We start from the raw sequence: 18,523 nt of genomic DNA on the forward strand, positions 1-18,523 counted from the left end.
CCCGTTCATTGTGGCGCCATGAATTCGCCCGCTTCGATCACTCTGACATCACCGGAAGAAACCGCCGATCTGGCCAGCCGCCTGTCCGCCCATTTGGCGCCCGGCGACGTTATTTTGCTGGACGGCCCAATCGGCAGTGGCAAAACCCATTTTGCACGCAATCTGATCCAATCGGCACTGCCTGTGCCCGAAGATGTGCCATCGCCCACATTCACGCTGGTTCAGGTTTACGATGTTGAAGCCGGCGAAATCTGGCACTCCGATCTGTACCGGCTTACCTCGGTGGATGAGATCGAGGAATTGGGCCTGACCGGGGCCTTTGATACGGCGATCTGCCTTGTGGAATGGCCTGACAAGCTGGGTCCGCTACAACCGGCCTCGGCCCTGTTGGTGCAGTTTCATACCGACCCCGCTGCCGAAGAAACCCGACACCTGACACTGACGTGGTCCGACCCCAAGTGGACCGAAAAACTGAAGAGGATCGCATGACCAACCGCGCAGTTCTGGCCGAGGCGCTGGTCGCACGGACCCCTTGGGCCAAAGCCTCTCGCGCGCCGCTGGCTGGAGACGCCTCGAACCGCCGGTATGAACGCCTGACCGACCCGGATACCGGGCGGACCGCCGTTTTGATGGACGCGCCCCCGGACAAGGGGGAAGACGTGGAACCGTTTGTCAGGGTGGCAGAATACCTGCGGTCCGTCGGTCTGAGCGCGCCCGAGATTCTTGCCGAGGACGCCGAGAACGGGTTCCTCCTGCTGGAGGATTTCGGCGACGACCTGTTTGCCCGCCTGATCGAGAAGCAGCCGGAGGTCGAGCGTGAATTGTACGAGGCCGCAACCGACGTGCTGATCCATCTGCACTCTGGGCCCCTGCCCTCATTGGACAGCTATGACCCGTCCCTCATGGCGGAATTGTCGGCTCTTGCCTTCACCAAATATGCCCAAGGGATACAAGGCGCCTATGACCAAGACGCCCATGATCGTTTTCAGCATCGGTTCGCCGACATATTGCTGCAGGAAACCTCGGGCACGCGGGTGGTGACCCTAAGGGACTACCATGCCGAGAACCTGATCTGGCTGCCTGAGCGCGACGGGGTCTGCCGGGTCGGTCTGCTGGATTTTCAAAGCGCAATGCTGTGCCATCCCGCCTATGACCTGATGTCGTTGCTGCAGGATGTCCGCCGCACTGTGCCCGCCGCAATCGAAATGAGCATGGTCAACCGCTACATCACGGCAACAGGTGTGGATGACCACGATTTCCGCACGGCGTACAGTGTCCTCGGCGCCCAACGCAACCTGCGGATACTGGGGGGATTTGCCCGCCTTGCCACCGACTATGGCAAACCGCACTACGTGGATCTTATCCCGGCGGCCTGGGCTCATCTGATGCGCGATCTCGAGCATCCGGCGCTGGTCTCGGTCGCGGATCTGGTTCGGCAGGCGCTGCCATCCCCAACGCCCGAAAACCTTGCAAGGCTGAGGGCCGGATGACCGATACACCCGAGGCCATCATGCTGTTTGCCGCCGGTTTCGGCACCCGCATGGGCGCGTTGACCCGCACCCGACCCAAGCCGCTGATCCCAGTGGCCGGACGGCCGCTGATCGACCATGCGCTGGACCTGACGGATGCGCTAAGGCCGCGCCGGGTGGTCGCGAACCTGCATTACCTGGCTGATCAGCTGACAGATCATTTGGCGCCACGTGGTGTCCTGCTTTCACACGAACAGCCGGACATCCTGGAAACCGGCGGCGGATTGCGCGCGGCCCTGCCGCTGCTGGGTCCGGGGCCGGTTTTCACGATGAACACCGATGCGATCTGGTCCGGGCCCAACCCTTTGGAGTTGCTGAAGGCGGCTTGGGATCCGGCGCGGATGGACGCTCTGTTGATCTGCGTGCCGATCGCACAGACGATCGGACATGCAGGCCTCGGAGATTTCAGGATCGACCCCCAAGGCCGGCTTGAACGCGGGCCGGGTCACGTCTATGGCGGCATTCAGATCCTGAAGACCGACGGTCTGGCGGACATTCCTGAAAAAGCATTCTCGCTCAATGTGTTGTGGGACCGGATGCACCGCGATGGCCGGCTGTACGGTCTGCAGTATCCCGGGCGCTGGTGCGATGTGGGCCGCCCCGAAGGCATAGCCCTGGCCGAGGAGATGCTGGCCGATGTTTGACCCCAGCGCCACCCCCCGGGTCTTTGCGGTGCCGCCCGGCGCGGATTTTCCGCAGGCGCTGGTGCGCGGGCTGCGGGTGCGCTGCGACGGCCACCCGCCCGAGGCGCTGGCCCGCGTGCAACTGGTGCTGAACACCCGCCGCATGGCCCGCCGCGTGCGCGAGCTGTTCGATAAGGGTCCGCCCTGCCTCTTGCCCCGCATTTCGCTGGTCACCGATCTGGGCGAAAGCGTCGATCTTGATCGTGTACCGCCCGCCGTACCGCCCTTGCGTCGCCGGCTGGAACTGACGCAGCTGGTGGCGCGACTGCTGGACCAGCAACCGGACCTGGCCGCGCGGTCGTCGCTGTTTGACCTTTCCGACAGCCTCGCTGCCCTGATCGAAGAGATGCAGGGCGAAGGCGTCCCGCCCGAGGCGATCCGGCAACTGGACGTGACTGACCTGTCGGGCCATTGGGCACGGACGCAGGCCTTCATCGGCATCGCCGACCAGTTCCTGAAGACCGAGAATGGCAGTCTGGACGTGCAGGCCCGCCAACGCCGCGTGGTCGAGAACCTGATCGCCCGCTGGCAGGACGCGCCGCCGCAACACCCCGTGATCCTGGCCGGGTCCACCGGCTCGCGCGGGACCACGCTGATGCTGATGCAGGCGGTGGCGCGGCTGCCGCAGGGGGCGCTGATCCTGCCGGGGTACGATTTCGACCAACCCGCTCATGTCTGGGAACGGTTGGATTCGGCAATGACCTCGGAGGATCACCCGCAATACCGGTTCCGCAAGCTGATGACCGAACTGGGGATAGGGCCGGATCAGATCGCATCCTGGACCCCGGACCAGCCCCCCTCGCCCGCGCGCAACCGTTTGGTTTCATTGGCATTGCGCCCTGCCCCGATCACCGATGCCTGGATGAGCGAAGGCCCGCAGCTGCGCGATCTCGATGCCGCGACTCGCGACATCACCTTGGTCGAGGCGCAATCACCCCGGGCCGAGGCGCTGGCCATCGCCCTGCGCCTGCGGCAGGCGGCCGAGACCGGCCAGACCGCCGCCCTGATCACCCCCGATCGGATGCTGACCCGCCAGGTCAGCGCCGCGCTGGACCGCTGGAACATCCTGCCCGATGACAGCGCCGGCCTACCGCTGCAACTGTCGCCACCGGGCCGGTTCCTGCGCCATGTGGCCGGGCTGTTCGCGCGCCGTCTGGATGCCGAGGCACTGCTGACCCTGCTGAAACACCCTTTGTGTCACAGCGCCGGCGACCGCGGCGCGCATCTGTTGCACAGCCGCGATCTGGAACTGCACCTGCGCCGCAACGGCCCGCCCTTCCCCGACAGCGCCAGCCTGACAGGTTTTGCCGTCGAAAAAGACGTGCCGGATGCGTGGGCCCTGTGGCTGATCCGCAATTTCTGCAACCAGCAGATCAGCGGCACCCTGCCCCTGACCGACTGGGTGCAGCGCCTGCGCGATCTGGCCGAGGCGATTGCTAGCGCCGGAACCGACGGCGCGGGCGAGTTGTGGGACAAGAACGCAGGTCAATCGGCGCTGGCGGTGATCTCGGGACTTGGAGACGAGGCCGAGCACGGCGGCGAGATGACGGCGCTGGATTTCGCCGATCTGCTGGGCGCGCTGCTGGCCGGGCAAGAGGTCCGCGACCGCGACGCCCCCCACCCGCGGATCATGATCTGGGGCACGCTCGAAGCGCGCGTTCAGGGTGCCGACCTGCTGATCCTGGGCGGGTTGAACGAAGGCAGCTGGCCCGAGGCTCCCGCGCCAGACCCCTGGCTGAACCGCCAGATGCGCGACCGTGCCGGCCTGTTGCTGCCGGAACGGCGAATCGGCCTGTCGGCGCATGATTTCCAGCAGGCCATCGGCGCGACCGAGGTCTGGCTGACCCGCGCGGTCCGCTCGGATGATGCCGAAACCGTGCCGTCACGCTGGCTGAACCGGTTGACCAACCTGTTGCAGGGCCTGCCGGATCAGGGCGGCCGCGCGGCGCTGGAACAGATGCGCGACCGGGGCAAGACATGGCTGCGCTGGTCCGAGATGCTGGAACAGGCGCCCCGGATCGCCGCCGCACCGCGTCCTTCACCGCGCCCGCCGGTGGCCGCGCGCCCGCGCCGCCTTTCGGTGACCGAGATCAAGCGGCTGATCCGCGACCCTTATGCGATCTATGCCAAGCACGTCCTGCGCCTGAAACCGCTGGACCCACTGGTACAGGCGCCCGACGCCCTGCTGCGCGGCATCGTGATCCACGAGATCCTGGAACATTTCGTCAAGGACAGCGTGCTGGACGGTGCGCTGCTGACCCGCGACAACTTCCTGAAACGGGCCGAGGCGCTGCTGGATCAGCATGTCGCCTGGCCCACCGCCCGGAAACTGTGGCTGGCGCGGCTCGAGCGGATCGCCGATGACTTTCTGCGCGCCGAGATCAGCCGCCGCAGCGACGGCGGTCCGATCGCCTTCGAGGCCAAGATGCGCCTGACGCTGGAACCGCTTGGGTTCGCCCTGAATGGCCGCGCCGACCGGATCGACCGCAACAGCCGCGGCGCGCTGACCATCATCGACTACAAGACCGGCACGCCACCCTCGGAGTCGCAGCAGGCCAAGTTCGACAAGCAATTGCTGATAGAGGCCGCGATGGCCGAGCAGGGCGGGATCGAAGGATTTGACCCGATGGCCGTGGCCAACGCCGTGTTCATCGGTATGGGCGGCACCTACAAAGAGGTCCCGGCACCCTTGGACAAAGAGCCGCCCGACAGGGTTCTGGCCGAGCTGAAGGAGCTGATTTCCACTTATTTAGAGCCTGATCAGGGGTTTTCGTCGCGCCGGATGATGCACAAGGACAGCGACGTGGGCGACTATGACCACCTGGCGCGGTTCGGCGAATGGGACCGCACCGCCGAAACCAAGCCCGAGGATCTGACATGACCCCGCGCGACGAAGCGACCGAACGGCAGGTTCAGGCGGCGCGGCCCGATGCGTCGACCTGGCTGGCGGCCAATGCGGGCTCGGGCAAGACGCGGGTTCTGACCGACCGCGTGGCGCGGCTGCTGCTGGACGGTGTTCAGCCGCAGCACATCCTGTGCCTGACCTACACCAAGGCCGCCGCCAGCGAGATGCAGAACCGCCTGTTCAAGCGGCTGGGCGAGTGGGCGATGCTGGACGACGCGGCGTTGCTGCGGCAACTGACCGAACTAGGCGTCGAGGGGGTGATCGACCCCGACCGCTTGGCCCGTGCCCGCACCCTGTTCGCGCGCGCCATCGAAACGCCGGGCGGGCTGAAGATCCAGACGATCCACTCGTTCTGCGCCTCGCTGCTGCGGCGGTTCCCGCTCGAGGCCGGGGTCAGCCCGCAGTTTTCCGAGATGGAAGACCGTGCCGCGGCCCTGCTGCGCGAGGAAATCGTCGAGGATTTCGCCGAAGGCCCGCAGGCCCGCCTGATCGAAGACGTGGCCCGCCACATCACCGATACCGGCTTTGACAAGCTGACCGCCGCAATCGCCCAGAAGCGCACCCTGTTCACGCCCGCGCTGCAATGGCCCGAAGTGCTGGCCCGTTTTGGCCTGCCCGAGGGTTTCGACGAGGACGCGCTGCTGGCGCAGGTGTTTCTGGGCGGCGAGGTCGAGCTGATCCGGTCGATCCTTCCGGCGCTGGCGGGCGGCGGCAAGACCGACGCCAAGGCGGCCGAGAAACTGTCGGGCTTCACCGAACCCGCCTTGGGTCAGTTGCCGGTGCTGGAAGACGTGTTTCTGACCGGAAAATCCGCCAAAGAGCCCTTTACCGCCAAGATCGGCAACTTTCCCACCAAGGCGCTGCGCGAGGGGGTTCTGGCGGGGCAGATGGATCCGCTCGAGGCGCTGATGCGGCGGGTCGAGGCCGCGCGGGAAGGACGACTGGCGCTGGCAGCTGCGCGCAAGTCCATGGTTCTGCACCGCTTCGCGGCGGCATTCCTGCCGGAATATGAGCGCCGCAAGCAATTGCACGGCTGGCTGGATTTCGACGACCTGATCCTGCGCGCGCGCCTGCTGCTGAACGATCCGGCGGTGGCCGCTTGGGTTCTGTACCGGCTGGATGGCGGCATCGACCACATCCTGGTGGACGAGGCGCAGGACACCAGCCCCGATCAATGGGATGTGGTCGAGAAACTGGCGCAGGAATTCACCAGCGGCGAGGGCGCCCGGTCCGGGGTCGAGCGGACGATCTTCGTGGTCGGCGACAAGAAACAGTCGATCTATTCCTTCCAGGGGGCCGACCCGCAGGCCTTTGACCGGATGCAGGCCGAATTCGGGCGGAAACTGCAGGAATCAGGCTCTAAACTGTGGGATTGGACGCTGGAATATTCGTTCCGCTCCTCCAGCGCCATCCTGTCGCTGGTCGATATCCTGTTCGAAAACCGCGCCGAGGCGGGGTTTCAGAAAGAATCTCAGCACCGCGCCTTCAAGGCCGATCTGCCGGGCCGGGTCGATCTGTGGCCTGTGGTGGAAAAGGTCGAGGACGCGGACGAGGGCGACTGGACCGATCCGGTCGATCGGCCCGCGGCGCAACATCACACGGTGATCCTGGCCAACCAGATCGCCGCGCGCATCAAGGCCATGATCGACGCCGGCGAAACCATCCCCGAAGACGGCCCCACGCGCGGCACGTTCGTGCGCCGCAAGGTGCGGCCGGGGGATTTCCTGATCCTGGTGCAGCGCCGCTCGGACCTGTTCGCCGAGATCATCCGCGCCTGCAAGGCCCAAGGTTTGCCGATCGCAGGGGCCGACAGGCTGAAGGTGGGCGCGGAACTGGCGGTCAAGGATCTGGCCGCGCTGCTGAGCTTTCTCGCCACGCCCGAGGATGACCTGTCGCTGGCCACGGTGCTGAAATCGCCGCTGTTCGGTTGGTCCGAGCAGATGCTGTTCGACCTCGCTCATCGCCGGCAGGAAAAGTACCTGTGGGCGGCGCTGCGCCAACGAGCCGGGGATTTTCCCGAAACGCTGGCTGTCTTGAACGATCTGCGCGGGCAGGTGGACTTTCTGCGCCCCTACGACCTGATCGAACGGGTGCTGACCCGCCATGACGGCCGTCGCAAATTGTTGGGCCGCCTGGGCGCCGAGGCCGAGGACGGCATCAACGCGTTGCTGTCACAGGCGCTGGCCTATGAGCGGTCGGACATTCCCAGCCTGACCGGTTTCCTGGTCTGGATGCAGACCGACGACCTTGAGATCAAGCGCCAGATGACCGGCGTGGGCAACATGATCCGGGTGATGACGGTGCATGGCTCAAAAGGGCTGGAGGCGCCGATCGTGATCCTGCCGGACACCGGCAAGCGGCAGCCGCCTCGCGATGCCGAGATCATGGTCGCCGACGGAATGCCGCTGTGGAAGGTGCCCACCGACCTGTCGCCCAGCCTTGTCGCCCGCGCCCGCGAAGACGCGCGCCAACGCGAGGAGAACGAGCGGCTGCGTTTGCTGTACGTCGCGCTGACCCGGGCCGAGAAATGGCTGATCGTGGCGGCGGCCGGCGATCTGGGCCGGGACGGGTCCAGCTGGTACCAACTGGTCGAGGAAGCGATGGGCCGGGCAGGGGCCACCGAGACCCCCGGCACCGGCATCCGCCGTCTGGCGCATGGCGATTGGGAGGGTCTGCCGCTGGACCATCGCCCGACCCCGGAACCGGTGCAGGATACCCTGCCGGACCTGTTCCACCGGCCCGCGCCCGAGCCGATGCCCGATGCCGAGACGCTCAGCCCGTCCGATCTGGGCGGGGCCAAGGCCCTGCCGGGCGAGACCGGACTTGAGGAAGAGGCCGCCAAGCTGCGCGGCACCCGCCTGCACCTGCTGCTCGAACATTTGGCCCAGGCGCCGCGCGACCGGTGGGATCAGCTCTGCGCCCGGCTTCTGCCCGATATGCAGGACGGTGACCGCCGCGACCTTCTGGCCGAGGCGGCGGGCGTGCTGACCGCACCGGACCTGACCCCCGTCTTTGCCCCGGACGCGCTGGCCGAGGTGCCGGTCTCGGCCACTCTGGACGGTCGCCGGATCCACGGGGTGATCGACCGGTTGATCGTGACAGATGACGTGGTGCAAGTCATTGATTTCAAATCAAACGCCACGGTTCCCGATCGGGCCGAGACCTGCCCCGAGGGCCTGTTGCGCCAGATGGGCGCCTATGCCGCCGCGCTGTCGCAGATCTATCCCGGCCGCGAGATCCGCACCGCGATTTTGTGGACGCGGACGGCGCGCCTGATGTGGCTGCCACACGATCTTGTGACAGATGCGCTGGTGCGGGCCCAGATATCTTGACCTCCCCAATTGGCGCACCTACGTTCGACTCCCAACCGCATGTCATTCAGGAGACAGAATATGTCGACCGTAGCCGTAACCGACGAAACCTTTGACGCCGAAGTCAAGAACTCGGACGTCCCCGTCGTGGTGGATTTCTGGGCCGAGTGGTGCGGACCCTGCAAGCAGATCGGCCCCGCTCTGGAAGAGCTGGCGGCCGAATATGGCGGCAAGGTCAAGATCGCCAAGGTCGACGTGGACAGCAACCCCAACTCGGCCGCAGCCATGGGCGTACGCGGTATTCCCGCGCTGTTCATCTTCAAGGACGGTCAGGTGGTTTCGAACCGCGCAGGCGCTGCCCCGAAGGCCGCCCTGCAAAGCTGGATCGACGAATCCATCTAATACCGAACGGAACTCAACAAAAAAGGCGCTCCTCATCGGGCGCCTTTTTTTGTGCATGGTCTGCGCAAAAAGAAAAAGCCGCCCGGAAATCCAAGCGGCCATTCGTCTTTAGTCGAATTCGGTCTGAATTCAGATCTTGGCGATATCTTCGCGGACCAGACCGATATCTTCCAGCTGGGCATCGCTCAGTTGCGACAGCAGCTTGCGGGTCTTGCGGGAGGTGTTCCATTCGGCGGCAGCTTCGAAAGCGTGCGAGATGCCGTCCACTACACGCAGGATGGTAGCTGCTCCGAGCGGCGCATGGATGTTTGCGGTGGTTGCCATTTGCGCATTCCTTTTTTGAAACAGCCGACCCTGTGTCGGTTGTAAGCCTCATCTAGTCTTGCGACAGGCGACTCACAATTGCTGGTCCAACAACCCCGTGATGCACGGATTGCATATCTTTTGGGCAGTTTGAGAACGGGTTGCGCGGATCGCGCCTCCGGCCCATATAGGGCATCAACGGATACGGAGGCTTGAATGGCGGAGAACGACTTTCCCGGTTGGCACGGCACCACGATCATCGGCGTCAAGAAAGGCGGCCAGATCGTCATCGCGGGTGACGGGCAGGTCAGCCTGGGCCAGACCGTGATCAAGGGCACCGCCCGCAAGGTGCGGCGCCTGTCGCCCGGCGGGTTCGAGATCGTCGCCGGGTTCGCCGGATCGACCGCCGATGCCTTCACACTGCTGGAACGGCTGGAAGCCAAGCTGGAGGCCACGCCCGGTCAACTGGCTCGCGCCTCGGTCGAACTGGCCAAGGACTGGCGCACCGACAAGTACCTGCAGAAGCTTGAGGCGATGCTGATCGTCACCGACGGCCGTGACCTGTTCGTGATCACCGGGGCCGGGGACGTGCTCGAACCGGAACATGACGTGGCGGCGATCGGGTCGGGTGGCAACTTTGCCCTGGCAGCCGCGCGCGCGATGATGGACAGCGACAAGTCGGCCGAGGAGGTTGCCCGCGAGGCCATGGCAATTGCCGCCGACATCTGCGTCTACACCAACGGCAACCTGACGGTTGAGAGCATTTCGGGCTAGGGGTCAGGCCAGCAGGGCCGAAATCTCCTTGCCCTTCCACCGGCGGTGCATCCCGATCAGCCCCAGAATGGCCGAGGCGATCACGATGTAATAGGGCAGGCGGATATCGATGCTCATCAACCCGCCGCCGATCAGCGACATGATTCCACCCGCCAGGCAGAACACGGCCGTGGTTACGCCCATGACCCAGCCCTGATCCGCCTCGCTGACCGACGAGGAGAACAGGCCCAGAAGGGTCGGGTAGGCCACGCCGAACAGGAAATAGAACAGGAAAACCGGCACGTAGCTGAGCACGCCGCTGGGGCTGAAGGCAAAGGCAAAGCCGCAGATCACCATGACGATCAGCGAAACATATATGATGTTGTGCTTGCTGAACCGTTCCTGCGCGGGTTTCACGAGAAACGTACTGGAGAAGGCCAGCGCCACACCAATGACGACCATGGCCATGCTGCCGCCGATCACGCCGTAACCAAAAGCGCTGGTCAAGAAATTGTCCACAAACACGTAGAAGGTGACGTTCGCGATCATGAAGAACGCGTAGACGGGCAGGATCTTCAGAACCATGGGGTGGCCACGTACGGCGACCAGGCTGTCGGTCACATCGCGGGGGCGAAAGACGAAGGGTTCGCGTTCGGTTCGGGTATCCTTGAAAAAGAACAGCACCAGCAGGATCGCGATAAGCACCAGGACAAACGCGCCGTAGAATGGGGTCTTGAGCGTGGCAACGCTGCCCAACAGCGCCGCATCCGACAGGACCGCTCCGATGATCGGGCCGCCGACCAGGCCAAAGCTGACCCCTGTCACGATATAACCCATGTTCCGGTCACGATCGGCCGCATCCGTGCTGCCGTCGATCATGGCCGCCTGCGCAATGGGTTGGTTTCCTGCCGTGAACCCGGTGATCGACCGGCCCACGATCAACAGGATCAGGCTGTTGAGATACAGCGCCGCAATGGTGATCGCATAGCCGGCCAGCGCGCCGCCCAGGCAGACCAGAAGTGCATTCTTGCGCCCGATGGAGTCCGAAACTTTCGAGACATAGACGACGCCCAGAAACCAGGACAGGAAGAAACACCCGATCACCAGACCGTAGTAGAAGTGACGGCTGCCCATGGACGTGCTTGCCGGCAGAAAGCCCGATTTCGTCTCCATGATCAGCGAGTTGATGATCGGAAAAACCAGCCCTTGGCCGATCAGGTCCACGAACACCACGAACAGCAGGGTAATCTTGGCAATCTTTGTCATTTCACGCTCCGGGTCCCGCGCACATTCCGCCAACCCTATCAGAGGACACCGAAATCTCCCAACACGGAGGTCAGGAAAGAATTGCATTGGCGCCGGGTCATTGTTAACCAACGCGGCCAAATGTGCGGTCTCGGTTGTTTTTGCCGACCCCGTGCTTACCTAAGCCGCAGCTGACTGCCGACCATCGAAAGGACTGCCCTGTGACCGACCTGACCCCGCGCGAGATCGTCTCGGAACTGGATCGTTTCATCATCGGGCAGAAGGATGCCAAGCGCGCTGTCGCCGTGGCCCTGCGCAACCGCTGGCGGCGCAAGCAGTTGCCGGACGACATCCGCGACGAGGTCTATCCCAAGAATATCCTGATGATCGGGCCCACCGGCGTGGGCAAAACCGAGATCAGCCGCCGCTTGGCCAAGCTGGCCCGCGCGCCTTTCATCAAGGTCGAAGCGACCAAATTCACCGAAGTCGGCTATGTCGGCCGCGATGTCGAGCAGATCATCCGCGATCTGGCCGATGCTGCGATCATCCAGACCCGTGAATACATGCGCGAAGAGGTCAAGGCCAAGGCGCATCAGGCTGCCGAGGACCGCGTGATCGAGGCCATCGCCGGCTCGGACGCCCGCGAGAGCACCCGCGAGATGTTCCGCAAGAAGCTGAAATCCGGCGAGCTGGACGACACGGTGATCGAGCTTGAATTGGCCGATACGTCCAACCCGATGCCGATGTTCGACATTCCCGGCCAGCCGGGCGGTCAGATGGGCATGATGAACCTGGGCGACATTTTCGGCAAAGCTTTCGGCGGGCGCACCGTCAAGCGTCGCATGACCGTTGCCGAAAGCTATGACATCCTGATCGGGGAAGAGGCCGACAAGTTGCTGGATGACGAGGCCGTCACCCGCGCGGCGCTGGAATCGGTCGAGCAGAATGGCATCGTATTTCTGGACGAGATCGACAAGGTCTGCGCCCGGACAGAAACCCGCGGCGGGGATGTCAGCCGCGAAGGCGTGCAGCGCGACCTGCTGCCGCTGATCGAAGGCACGACCGTGTCCACCAAACACGGCCCGGTCAAGACCGACCACATTCTGTTCATCGCCAGCGGCGCGTTCCATATCGCCAAGCCTTCGGACCTGTTGCCGGAACTGCAGGGGCGTCTGCCGATCCGGGTCGAGCTGCGTGCGCTGACCGAAGAGGATTTCGTTCGCATCCTGACCGAGACGGACAACGCGCTGACCCGCCAGTATACGGCTTTGATGGGCACCGAAAACGTTACCGTCAGCTTTACCGAGGACGGGATCGCCGCGCTAGCCCGGATCGCCGCCGAAGTGAACCAGAGCGTCGAGAATATCGGCGCCCGGCGCCTGTACACCGTGATGGAGCGCGTTTTCGAAGATCTGTCCTTTGTCGCGCCGGACCGTGCCGGCGCGGAAATCGTGGTCAACGCGGCCTTTGTGGATGAAAACCTTGGTGAGCTGACCAAATCCACGGACCTGAGCCGTTACGTTCTGTAACATGATCAGCCGGTTTTCGCCGGTTGATCCTGCGCAATTATCTGGACGCGTCGGCAGGTTACGCTATGCGTAGCACGTACTGTTGGTCTGGGATCGTTCCGTGCTGCGCTATCTGATCGTTTTCGTCACCGTTTCCGTTTTGGGAGGCTGCGTTGACCGATCCATCTCGGTCACCTTGCCCGAGGCGTTGGACGTCGGCACGGCGCAGACCGTGTTCGCGGCCACCACCCGCGCACGCGAGGCCGACGGCTCGTACGGGTATCGTCGCGCTGACCGCCTGCAATTCCTCGAAACCACCGTCTCGATCCCGCCGAACCACCGCCCCGGGACGCTTGAGTTTTCCTATTCGGACCCTAACCCGAGCCGGCAGTTCGTTTTGGCCGGTGTGCGCGAATTTCCGTCCGAGCAGGATCTGAAAGCACGGCTGAACGGCGCCAAGGAAGTCACGATATTTGTTCATGGCTACAACGCCACCCAGACCGAAACCGTTTTTCGCGCGGCTCAGTTGGCTCACGACATCGGCCTGCCCGGCAAGACGTTGGTCTATTCCTGGCCCAGCCGAGGGGCCGGGTCGGGCTATGCCTATGATCTGGACAGTATGCTGTTTGCCCGCGACGGGCTGCAACAAACCATATCTACGCTGAAATCCCTGGGCGTCCCGCGCGTGCTGATCGTTGCGCACTCGATGGGAGGCGCGCTGACCATGGAGATGATGCGCCAGGCCGAGCTGCGCGAGCCAGGCTGGTCGCGGCGCAATCTGGAAGGTGTATTGCTGATCTCGCCCGATCTCGACGTTGACGTGTTCCGGTCGCAGATGGCGGTGATCAAATCTCCGCCCGAGCCATTCGTGATCATGGTCTCGCGCAAAGACAAGATCTTGAACGTGTCCGGACGCCTGCGCGGAACTGCCAAAGGCGAGCGACTGGGCAACATCAGCTCGACCGAGAAGCTGGCGCAGTACCCGGTCAGCATCATCGACACCACGGCCTTCAACAAGGATGCGGAGTCCTCGCATTTCGTGGCCGCCACATCTCCGGCACTTCTGTCGATTCTCAACGCGGCGGGCCGGGTCAGCAGGACCTTTGGCCGGGACCAGGGTGGCATTGATCTTCTGGTGCCGCCGGCCGTGCGAAACGATGCCGGCGCGACCGAAGTTGTTCTGACCGAAACCGGGCAGGTGCGGGTCAGCACTCCGTGATAGGGCGAGGTGTCCGCCTTTTCCTTGCGGACAATGCTCCGTGGTTGGGCGCGGGGGTCTTGCTGACCTTCATGTCCAGTTTCGGGCAGACCTTTTTCATTTCGATCTTCGCCGGGCAGATCCGGGCCGAGTTCGGCCTCAGCCACGGCGCATGGGGCGGTCTTTATTCCTTGGGCACGACTGTTTCCGCGATCGTCATGATCTGGGCCGGAGGGCTGACCGATATTTATCGTGTCCGCGTGCTGGGTCCGGCCGTCCTGCTTGGGCTTGCGTGTGCTGCGCTCGCGATGGCGGTCAATCATTGGGTGATCCTGTTGCCCGTGGTGATCTTTCTGCTGCGTCTGTTCGGCCAGGGCATGTGCAGCCACATTGCCATGGTTGCGATGGCCCGGTGGTTCACGGCCACGCGGGGCAGGGCACTCTCCATCGCAACGCTGGGATTTGCCGTCGGTGAGGCCCTGCTGCCCGTGCTGTTCGTCGCCGCCATGGCCTTTGTCGACTGGCATTTTCTTTGGGCGCTCTCCGCCGCCATCGCGTTGTTGGGAATACCGGCGTTGATGCGGATGCTGCGTCAGGAACGGACACCACAAAGCCTGGCTCGGGAAGCCAGCGCGACCGGGATGCTTGGGCGGCACTGGACCCGGCGCGAAACGCTATTCAACTCGCTTTTCTGGTTCATGATGCCGGCGCTCATGGGGCCTTCGGCATTCATTACCGCGTTCTTCTTTCACCAGGTCCATCTGGCGCAGACCAAAGGATGGGCCCATATCCAACTGGTCGCGTTGTTTCCGATCTATACCGGGGTGTCGATCCTGGCGATGTTCGCCTCGGGCTGGGCGTTGGACAGATGGGGCACGGCGCGGATGATGCCGTTCTATCAGCTTCCGATGGCCGCCGGGTTTGCGCTGTTTGCGTTTGTCCAGACAATCCCCGGCGCCGTAATCGGTTTGTCCTGTCTTGCCATTTCGGTCGGCGCCAACAGCACGCTGCCCGCCGCGTTCTGGGCCGAGTTCTACGGCACCCGTCACATCGGCGCGATCAAGGCGATGGCTGCCGCCGTCATGGTGCTGGGATCTGCTGTCGGGCCAGGCCTGACTGGCGGGCTGATCGATCTGGGCGTGCCGCTCAGCACGCAGTTCCTGTGGATCGCCTGGTTCTTCGTGGCGACGTGCGGCATAGTCTGGATCGGTATTCACAGGGCCCGGCGGCTGCTTTAGCGGATCCGCCTCAGATACACATAGTAAGCCCCATCACCGCCATGGCTGATATGGGCAGGGCTGACCTGAAGAACCGCTTGGGCGAGGGGCGGCAAATTCAACCACTGAGGCACCTGGTTGCGCAGCACGCCGCGGGGCGTCGGGATCGGGCCGGGTTCGTCCCTGTCCTTGCCTTTGCCGGTGACCACCAGAACCAGTCGTTTTCCCGATGCCTGCGCCGACAGGATGAACCGGATCAAAGCAGGATGGGCTGTGTCGACCCGCATTCCGTGCAGATCCAGCTTGCCTTCGGGTTTCAGCTTGCCGCGTTTCATCCGCGCAAAGGCCTTGCTGTCCATCTGTACGGGTGCGGCGCGCAGGCTGTCGCCGATTGCGGGCTTCAAGCTATGGCCGCGCCCATTTGTCGGTGCATTCTGACCCAGTTCAAAGGTGTCTATCCGCGCTTTGGGGGTTTTTCGCGGCTTGGGCTTCGGCAATGTCGATGGGTGAACGGATTGGGGAATCTCCGGGTGCAGCCGCTCGGTCTGCCGGGTCACCTTGTGCCACAATTCAATCTCGTCTTCAGTCAGTTTGCGGCGGGTCATCAGAACTCATCCGGCAGCATGGCATAGGCGCGTTGGATCGGCAGCAGAACGATCATGCGACCGGGATCCTTGAGCCGGCCTGCTGCCTGTCCTGCGGCGTCCCCGGTTCCGAAAAAGATGTCGGCCCGTTGTGCGCCCTTGATTGCCGAGCCGGTGTCCTGTGCGATCATCAAGCGCCGCAGCGGAGTCTTGCCGTCTTTTTCAACCCAGACCGGCGCACCCAACGGGGTATAGGCCGGGTCCACGGCGATGCTGCGCATTGCGGTGATGGACCGGTTCATTGCGCCCAAAGGCCCGCGGTCTGCAGCTACCCGCGAAACCTCGCGGAAAAAGACGTAGGACGGGTTGTGCATCAACAGCTCGGCCCCAATCTCGGGGTTCTTGCGCACCCAGGACTGGATCATCCGGGCGCTCACGTCATGCGCACCCAGAAGACCGCGCCGGACCAGCTCAACCCCGACCGACCGATAGGGGTGGCCGTTGGCCCCGCCATATCCAACACGCACCGAACTGCCATCCGGCAAACGGATGCGCCCCGAGCCTTGAATCTGCAGAAAAAACAACTCGACCGGGTCATCGACCCAGGCGATTTCCAAGCCGCGGCCCTTCATCACGTCACTGGTCAGCAACTCGCGCCGACTGAGCCATTGCCCAGCCGCCCGCGCCTCGGGCGGCATCTTGTAGACCGGGTATCTGTAGGTTTCAGTCCGCGTCCGCGAGCCGTTCAATTCCGGTTCAAAATATCCGGTGAACAGCGGGGCCTTTTCATCCTCGATCAGGATGGGCCGGAAGAACAGTTCGAAAAAGGCGCGCGCGGCATCGGGCTCGTATGTCCGTGCGGCTGCACACAACGAACGCCAGTCCGGATCGTCCAGATCCCCGCAAGTGTCCAGAAAAACGGACAAAGCCGCGCCGTGGTCATCCTCGGCCCAGCCATCAAGGTCAGCAAATGACAGGATGGATCGCGTCGCCTCAGCTCCGGCGGCATTGGCGGCGGTCAGAACCGCCACCAGCATCAGCGACCGGAGCGTTCCGATCATGCGTCCGTGGCGACAAGCAGCCAGTTCGGATCATCCGCGCCCATGACGCGAGCAAAAGTCCAGCTGTCCTTTTGGCGCTTGATCGTGTTGGGGCTGCCTTCGATGATGTCACCGCCCCGGTCACGCACGACCGACGTCAGCTCGCCGACGAACCGCACAGTGATCTCGGCGCGGTTTGAATCCTTGTCGAATTGTGCATCCACCAGGCCCATCTCACGCACACCGATGAACTCGGCCTCGATCGTCAGGCCCTTGTCCTCGCGATCGGCGACAACCGACACGAAGGTTTCGAAAACTTCCTCGGACAGGAAGGGCTGGATTTCATCCAGATTGCCCCGCTCGAACCCCATGACGATCAGCTCATAGGCGCCACGGGCGCCCTGCAGAAACTCGCTGACCGAAAAGCTGGGCTCGACTCGCTTCATTGCGGCCAGCGTCTGCGCCAATTCGCTGTCTTCGGGCACATGGTCGGTAATGTCACGATCCGGACCGCCGTCGATCACTTCGAAATCACGACGCGACTTCCCGGTGTCGGGTTGCTGCGGCACCGGTGGTTTTTCAAAGCCTTCGCGCGTGCCCAGCACGCTTCTGAGACGCAGGATCAGGAAGATGGCTATGCCAGCCAGCACCAGAAGCTGGATCAGGGGTGAATTCATTTCGTCCTCTTTTCAGCACCGAGACTTTGTACACGCGGCCTCGTGCCACTATGTAGGTGACAGTTGGTGGCAAGTCCACAGCCCGGCCTATGGGAAAGGATAGCGCATATGTATCTGTTCTTGGCATTTTTATTGGTGCCGATCATCGAAATCGCCCTTTTTATCCAGGTCGGCGGTCTGATCGGCCTGTGGCCGACGCTGGCAATCGTGGTTTTGACCGCCGTTCTGGGTACCGCAATGGTGCGGACACAAGGTCGCATGGCGATGGGTCAGCTGCAGCGCGCCTTTTCCGAACTGGACGACCCGACCGAACCGCTGGCCAATGGTGCAATGATCCTGCTGTCGGGCGTTCTGCTGATGACGCCCGGGTTCTTCACCGACGCAATCGGCTTTGCGCTGCTGGTTCCCGGGGTGCGGGCCGCGGTTTTTCGGTATCTCAAATCACGGGTCACGATTACCCAGTTCCAGATGGGCCCCGGCCCGCAATACGGGGCGGCGCGCGATCCGTTCGGTGGGGATGACATCATAGACGGAGAGTATTCGGAAGTGCGCACAAAACCCGCACAACCGTCGAAATGGGTGGAAGGGCCGCACCAGCATTGAGGTGCCCGGCCCAACTTGATAAGCAGTGGCGAATTTAAATTTTGGAGCGGATCCATGACCGAAGAAACCGCCGCCGGCACAACCGAGCCCCAGGCAGCCCCCCAAATCCAGATGCGCATTCTGGGACAGTTCATCCGGGACATGTCCTTTGAAAACGTGATGGCGCAAAAAGGCGTCTCGGGCGACGTGCAGCCCGAGATCTCAGTCCAGGTGAACCTGGATGCGAAAAAGCGCTCGGCCGACCACCAATACGAGGTGTCGATCAAGCTGAACCTCAAGTCCAAGGCCAAGGGTCTGGAGGACATCCTGTTCCTGTGCGAGATCGATTATTGCGGCCTGTTCCACGTGGAAGGCGTGCCAAATGATCAGTTGCACCCGTTCCTGATGATTGAATGCCCGCGGATGCTGTTCCCTTACCTGCGCCGCATCGTCAGCGACATCACCCGCGACGGTGGCTACCCGCCGGTCAACCTGGACAACATCGATTTCGTCGGTCTGTACCGCAACGAGTTGATGCGCCGTCAGGCCGAGGCGTCCGACAAGACCGAGGCGTGATCAGGCAACC

17 protein-coding genes are annotated in these 18,523 nt (G+C 63.4%); 12 read left to right on the forward strand and 5 right to left on the reverse strand.

Going from position 1 to position 18,523, the window contains the following annotated elements:
* Window positions 1-18 precede the first annotated feature (18 nt).
* The 6 genes from tsaE to trxA are packed head-to-tail and all read left to right on the forward strand — an operon-like array spanning window position 19 to window position 8,830.
* Entirely contained in the window at window positions 19-489 is a 471-nt protein-coding gene (gene tsaE / locus ACR0LD_RS10915) for a tRNA (adenosine(37)-N6)-threonylcarbamoyltransferase complex ATPase subunit type 1 TsaE (protein WP_480636930.1), read from the forward strand.
* Window positions 486-1,490, forward strand: a complete 1,005-nt coding sequence (locus ACR0LD_RS10920) for an aminoglycoside phosphotransferase family protein (RefSeq protein ID WP_480636932.1) — start codon at window positions 486-488, stop codon at window positions 1,488-1,490. Before tsaE ends, ACR0LD_RS10920 begins: the two co-directional genes overlap by 4 nt.
* Window positions 1,487-2,173 carry a nucleotidyltransferase family protein gene (locus ACR0LD_RS10925; RefSeq protein ID WP_480636934.1) on the forward strand — a complete coding sequence of 229 codons (687 nt, stop codon included), beginning with the start codon at window positions 1,487-1,489 and terminating at the stop codon, window positions 2,171-2,173. Before ACR0LD_RS10920 ends, ACR0LD_RS10925 begins: the two co-directional genes overlap by 4 nt.
* Window positions 2,166-5,093, forward strand: coding sequence for a double-strand break repair protein AddB (addB, locus tag ACR0LD_RS10930; protein ID WP_480636936.1), 2,928 nt, complete (start codon window positions 2,166-2,168; stop codon window positions 5,091-5,093). Before ACR0LD_RS10925 ends, addB begins: the two co-directional genes overlap by 8 nt.
* Window positions 5,090-8,449: a double-strand break repair helicase AddA gene (gene addA / locus ACR0LD_RS10935; protein WP_480636938.1), complete on the forward strand. Its 3,360-nt coding sequence runs from the start codon at window positions 5,090-5,092 to the stop codon at window positions 8,447-8,449. The genes addB and addA overlap by 4 nt, the downstream gene beginning before the upstream one ends.
* A gap of 60 nt (window positions 8,450-8,509) precedes the next feature.
* Complete coding sequence (trxA, locus tag ACR0LD_RS10940; protein ID WP_093963876.1) at window positions 8,510-8,830, forward strand: thioredoxin; 321 nt, start codon at window positions 8,510-8,512, stop codon at window positions 8,828-8,830.
* Between the two features lie 129 nt (window positions 8,831-8,959).
* Here trxA and ACR0LD_RS10945 read toward each other — a convergent pair whose 3' ends face one another.
* Entirely contained in the window at window positions 8,960-9,154 is a 195-nt protein-coding gene (locus ACR0LD_RS10945; protein ID WP_170361078.1) for a DUF1127 domain-containing protein, read from the reverse strand.
* Between the two features lie 195 nt (window positions 9,155-9,349).
* Between ACR0LD_RS10945 and hslV the strand changes: the two genes are divergently transcribed.
* On the forward strand, window positions 9,350-9,907 hold the full coding sequence (hslV, locus tag ACR0LD_RS10950) for an ATP-dependent protease subunit HslV (RefSeq protein WP_093963878.1): 558 nt from the start codon (window positions 9,350-9,352) through the stop codon (window positions 9,905-9,907).
* A 3-nt stretch (window positions 9,908-9,910) separates the two neighbouring features.
* On the opposite strand, the gene ACR0LD_RS10955 is transcribed toward hslV, so the two are convergent.
* Entirely contained in the window at window positions 9,911-11,152 is a 1,242-nt protein-coding gene (locus tag ACR0LD_RS10955) for an MFS transporter (protein ID WP_170340655.1), read from the reverse strand.
* A 200-nt stretch (window positions 11,153-11,352) separates the two neighbouring features.
* Between ACR0LD_RS10955 and hslU the strand changes: the two genes are divergently transcribed.
* From hslU to ACR0LD_RS10970, 3 genes are all read left to right on the forward strand, one after another.
* Entirely contained in the window at window positions 11,353-12,660 is a 1,308-nt protein-coding gene (gene hslU, locus ACR0LD_RS10960; RefSeq protein WP_170433522.1) for an ATP-dependent protease ATPase subunit HslU, read from the forward strand.
* A gap of 100 nt (window positions 12,661-12,760) precedes the next feature.
* Complete coding sequence (locus tag ACR0LD_RS10965; RefSeq protein ID WP_170419728.1) at window positions 12,761-13,858, forward strand: alpha/beta hydrolase; 1,098 nt, start codon at window positions 12,761-12,763, stop codon at window positions 13,856-13,858.
* Window positions 13,859-13,929: 71 nt separating this feature from the next.
* Window positions 13,930-15,075 carry an MFS transporter gene (locus tag ACR0LD_RS10970; RefSeq protein ID WP_480637404.1) on the forward strand — a complete coding sequence of 382 codons (1,146 nt, stop codon included), beginning with the start codon at window positions 13,930-13,932 and terminating at the stop codon, window positions 15,073-15,075.
* Here the strand turns inward: ACR0LD_RS10970 and ACR0LD_RS10975 are convergent.
* Genes ACR0LD_RS10975 through ACR0LD_RS10985 form a run of 3 tightly spaced genes read right to left on the reverse strand, consistent with a single transcriptional unit; the run spans window position 15,072 to window position 17,355 of the window.
* Entirely contained in the window at window positions 15,072-15,659 is a 588-nt protein-coding gene (locus ACR0LD_RS10975; protein ID WP_170361086.1) for a Smr/MutS family protein, read from the reverse strand. The genes ACR0LD_RS10970 and ACR0LD_RS10975 overlap by 4 nt on opposite strands.
* A complete protein-coding gene (gene mltA / locus ACR0LD_RS10980) occupies window positions 15,659-16,699 on the reverse strand; it encodes a murein transglycosylase A (RefSeq protein ID WP_480636941.1) in 1,041 nt (346 codons plus the stop codon). Before mltA ends, ACR0LD_RS10975 begins: the two co-directional genes overlap by 1 nt.
* Window positions 16,696-17,355 (reverse strand): Tim44/TimA family putative adaptor protein, encoded by a 660-nt coding sequence (locus ACR0LD_RS10985; protein ID WP_170340666.1) that lies wholly within the window; start codon window positions 17,353-17,355, stop codon window positions 16,696-16,698. The genes mltA and ACR0LD_RS10985 overlap by 4 nt, the downstream gene beginning before the upstream one ends.
* Window positions 17,356-17,463: 108 nt before the next feature.
* On the opposite strand from ACR0LD_RS10985, the gene ACR0LD_RS10990 reads away from it, so the two are divergent.
* Window positions 17,464-17,958 (forward strand): FxsA family protein, encoded by a 495-nt coding sequence (locus tag ACR0LD_RS10990; RefSeq protein WP_170340668.1) that lies wholly within the window; start codon window positions 17,464-17,466, stop codon window positions 17,956-17,958.
* Between the two features lie 54 nt (window positions 17,959-18,012).
* On the forward strand, window positions 18,013-18,513 hold the full coding sequence (gene secB / locus ACR0LD_RS10995) for a protein-export chaperone SecB (RefSeq protein WP_170342607.1): 501 nt from the start codon (window positions 18,013-18,015) through the stop codon (window positions 18,511-18,513).
* Window positions 18,514-18,523: the final 10 nt, after the last annotated feature.

The organism is Ruegeria sp. BF8 (genome assembly GCF_056538625.1).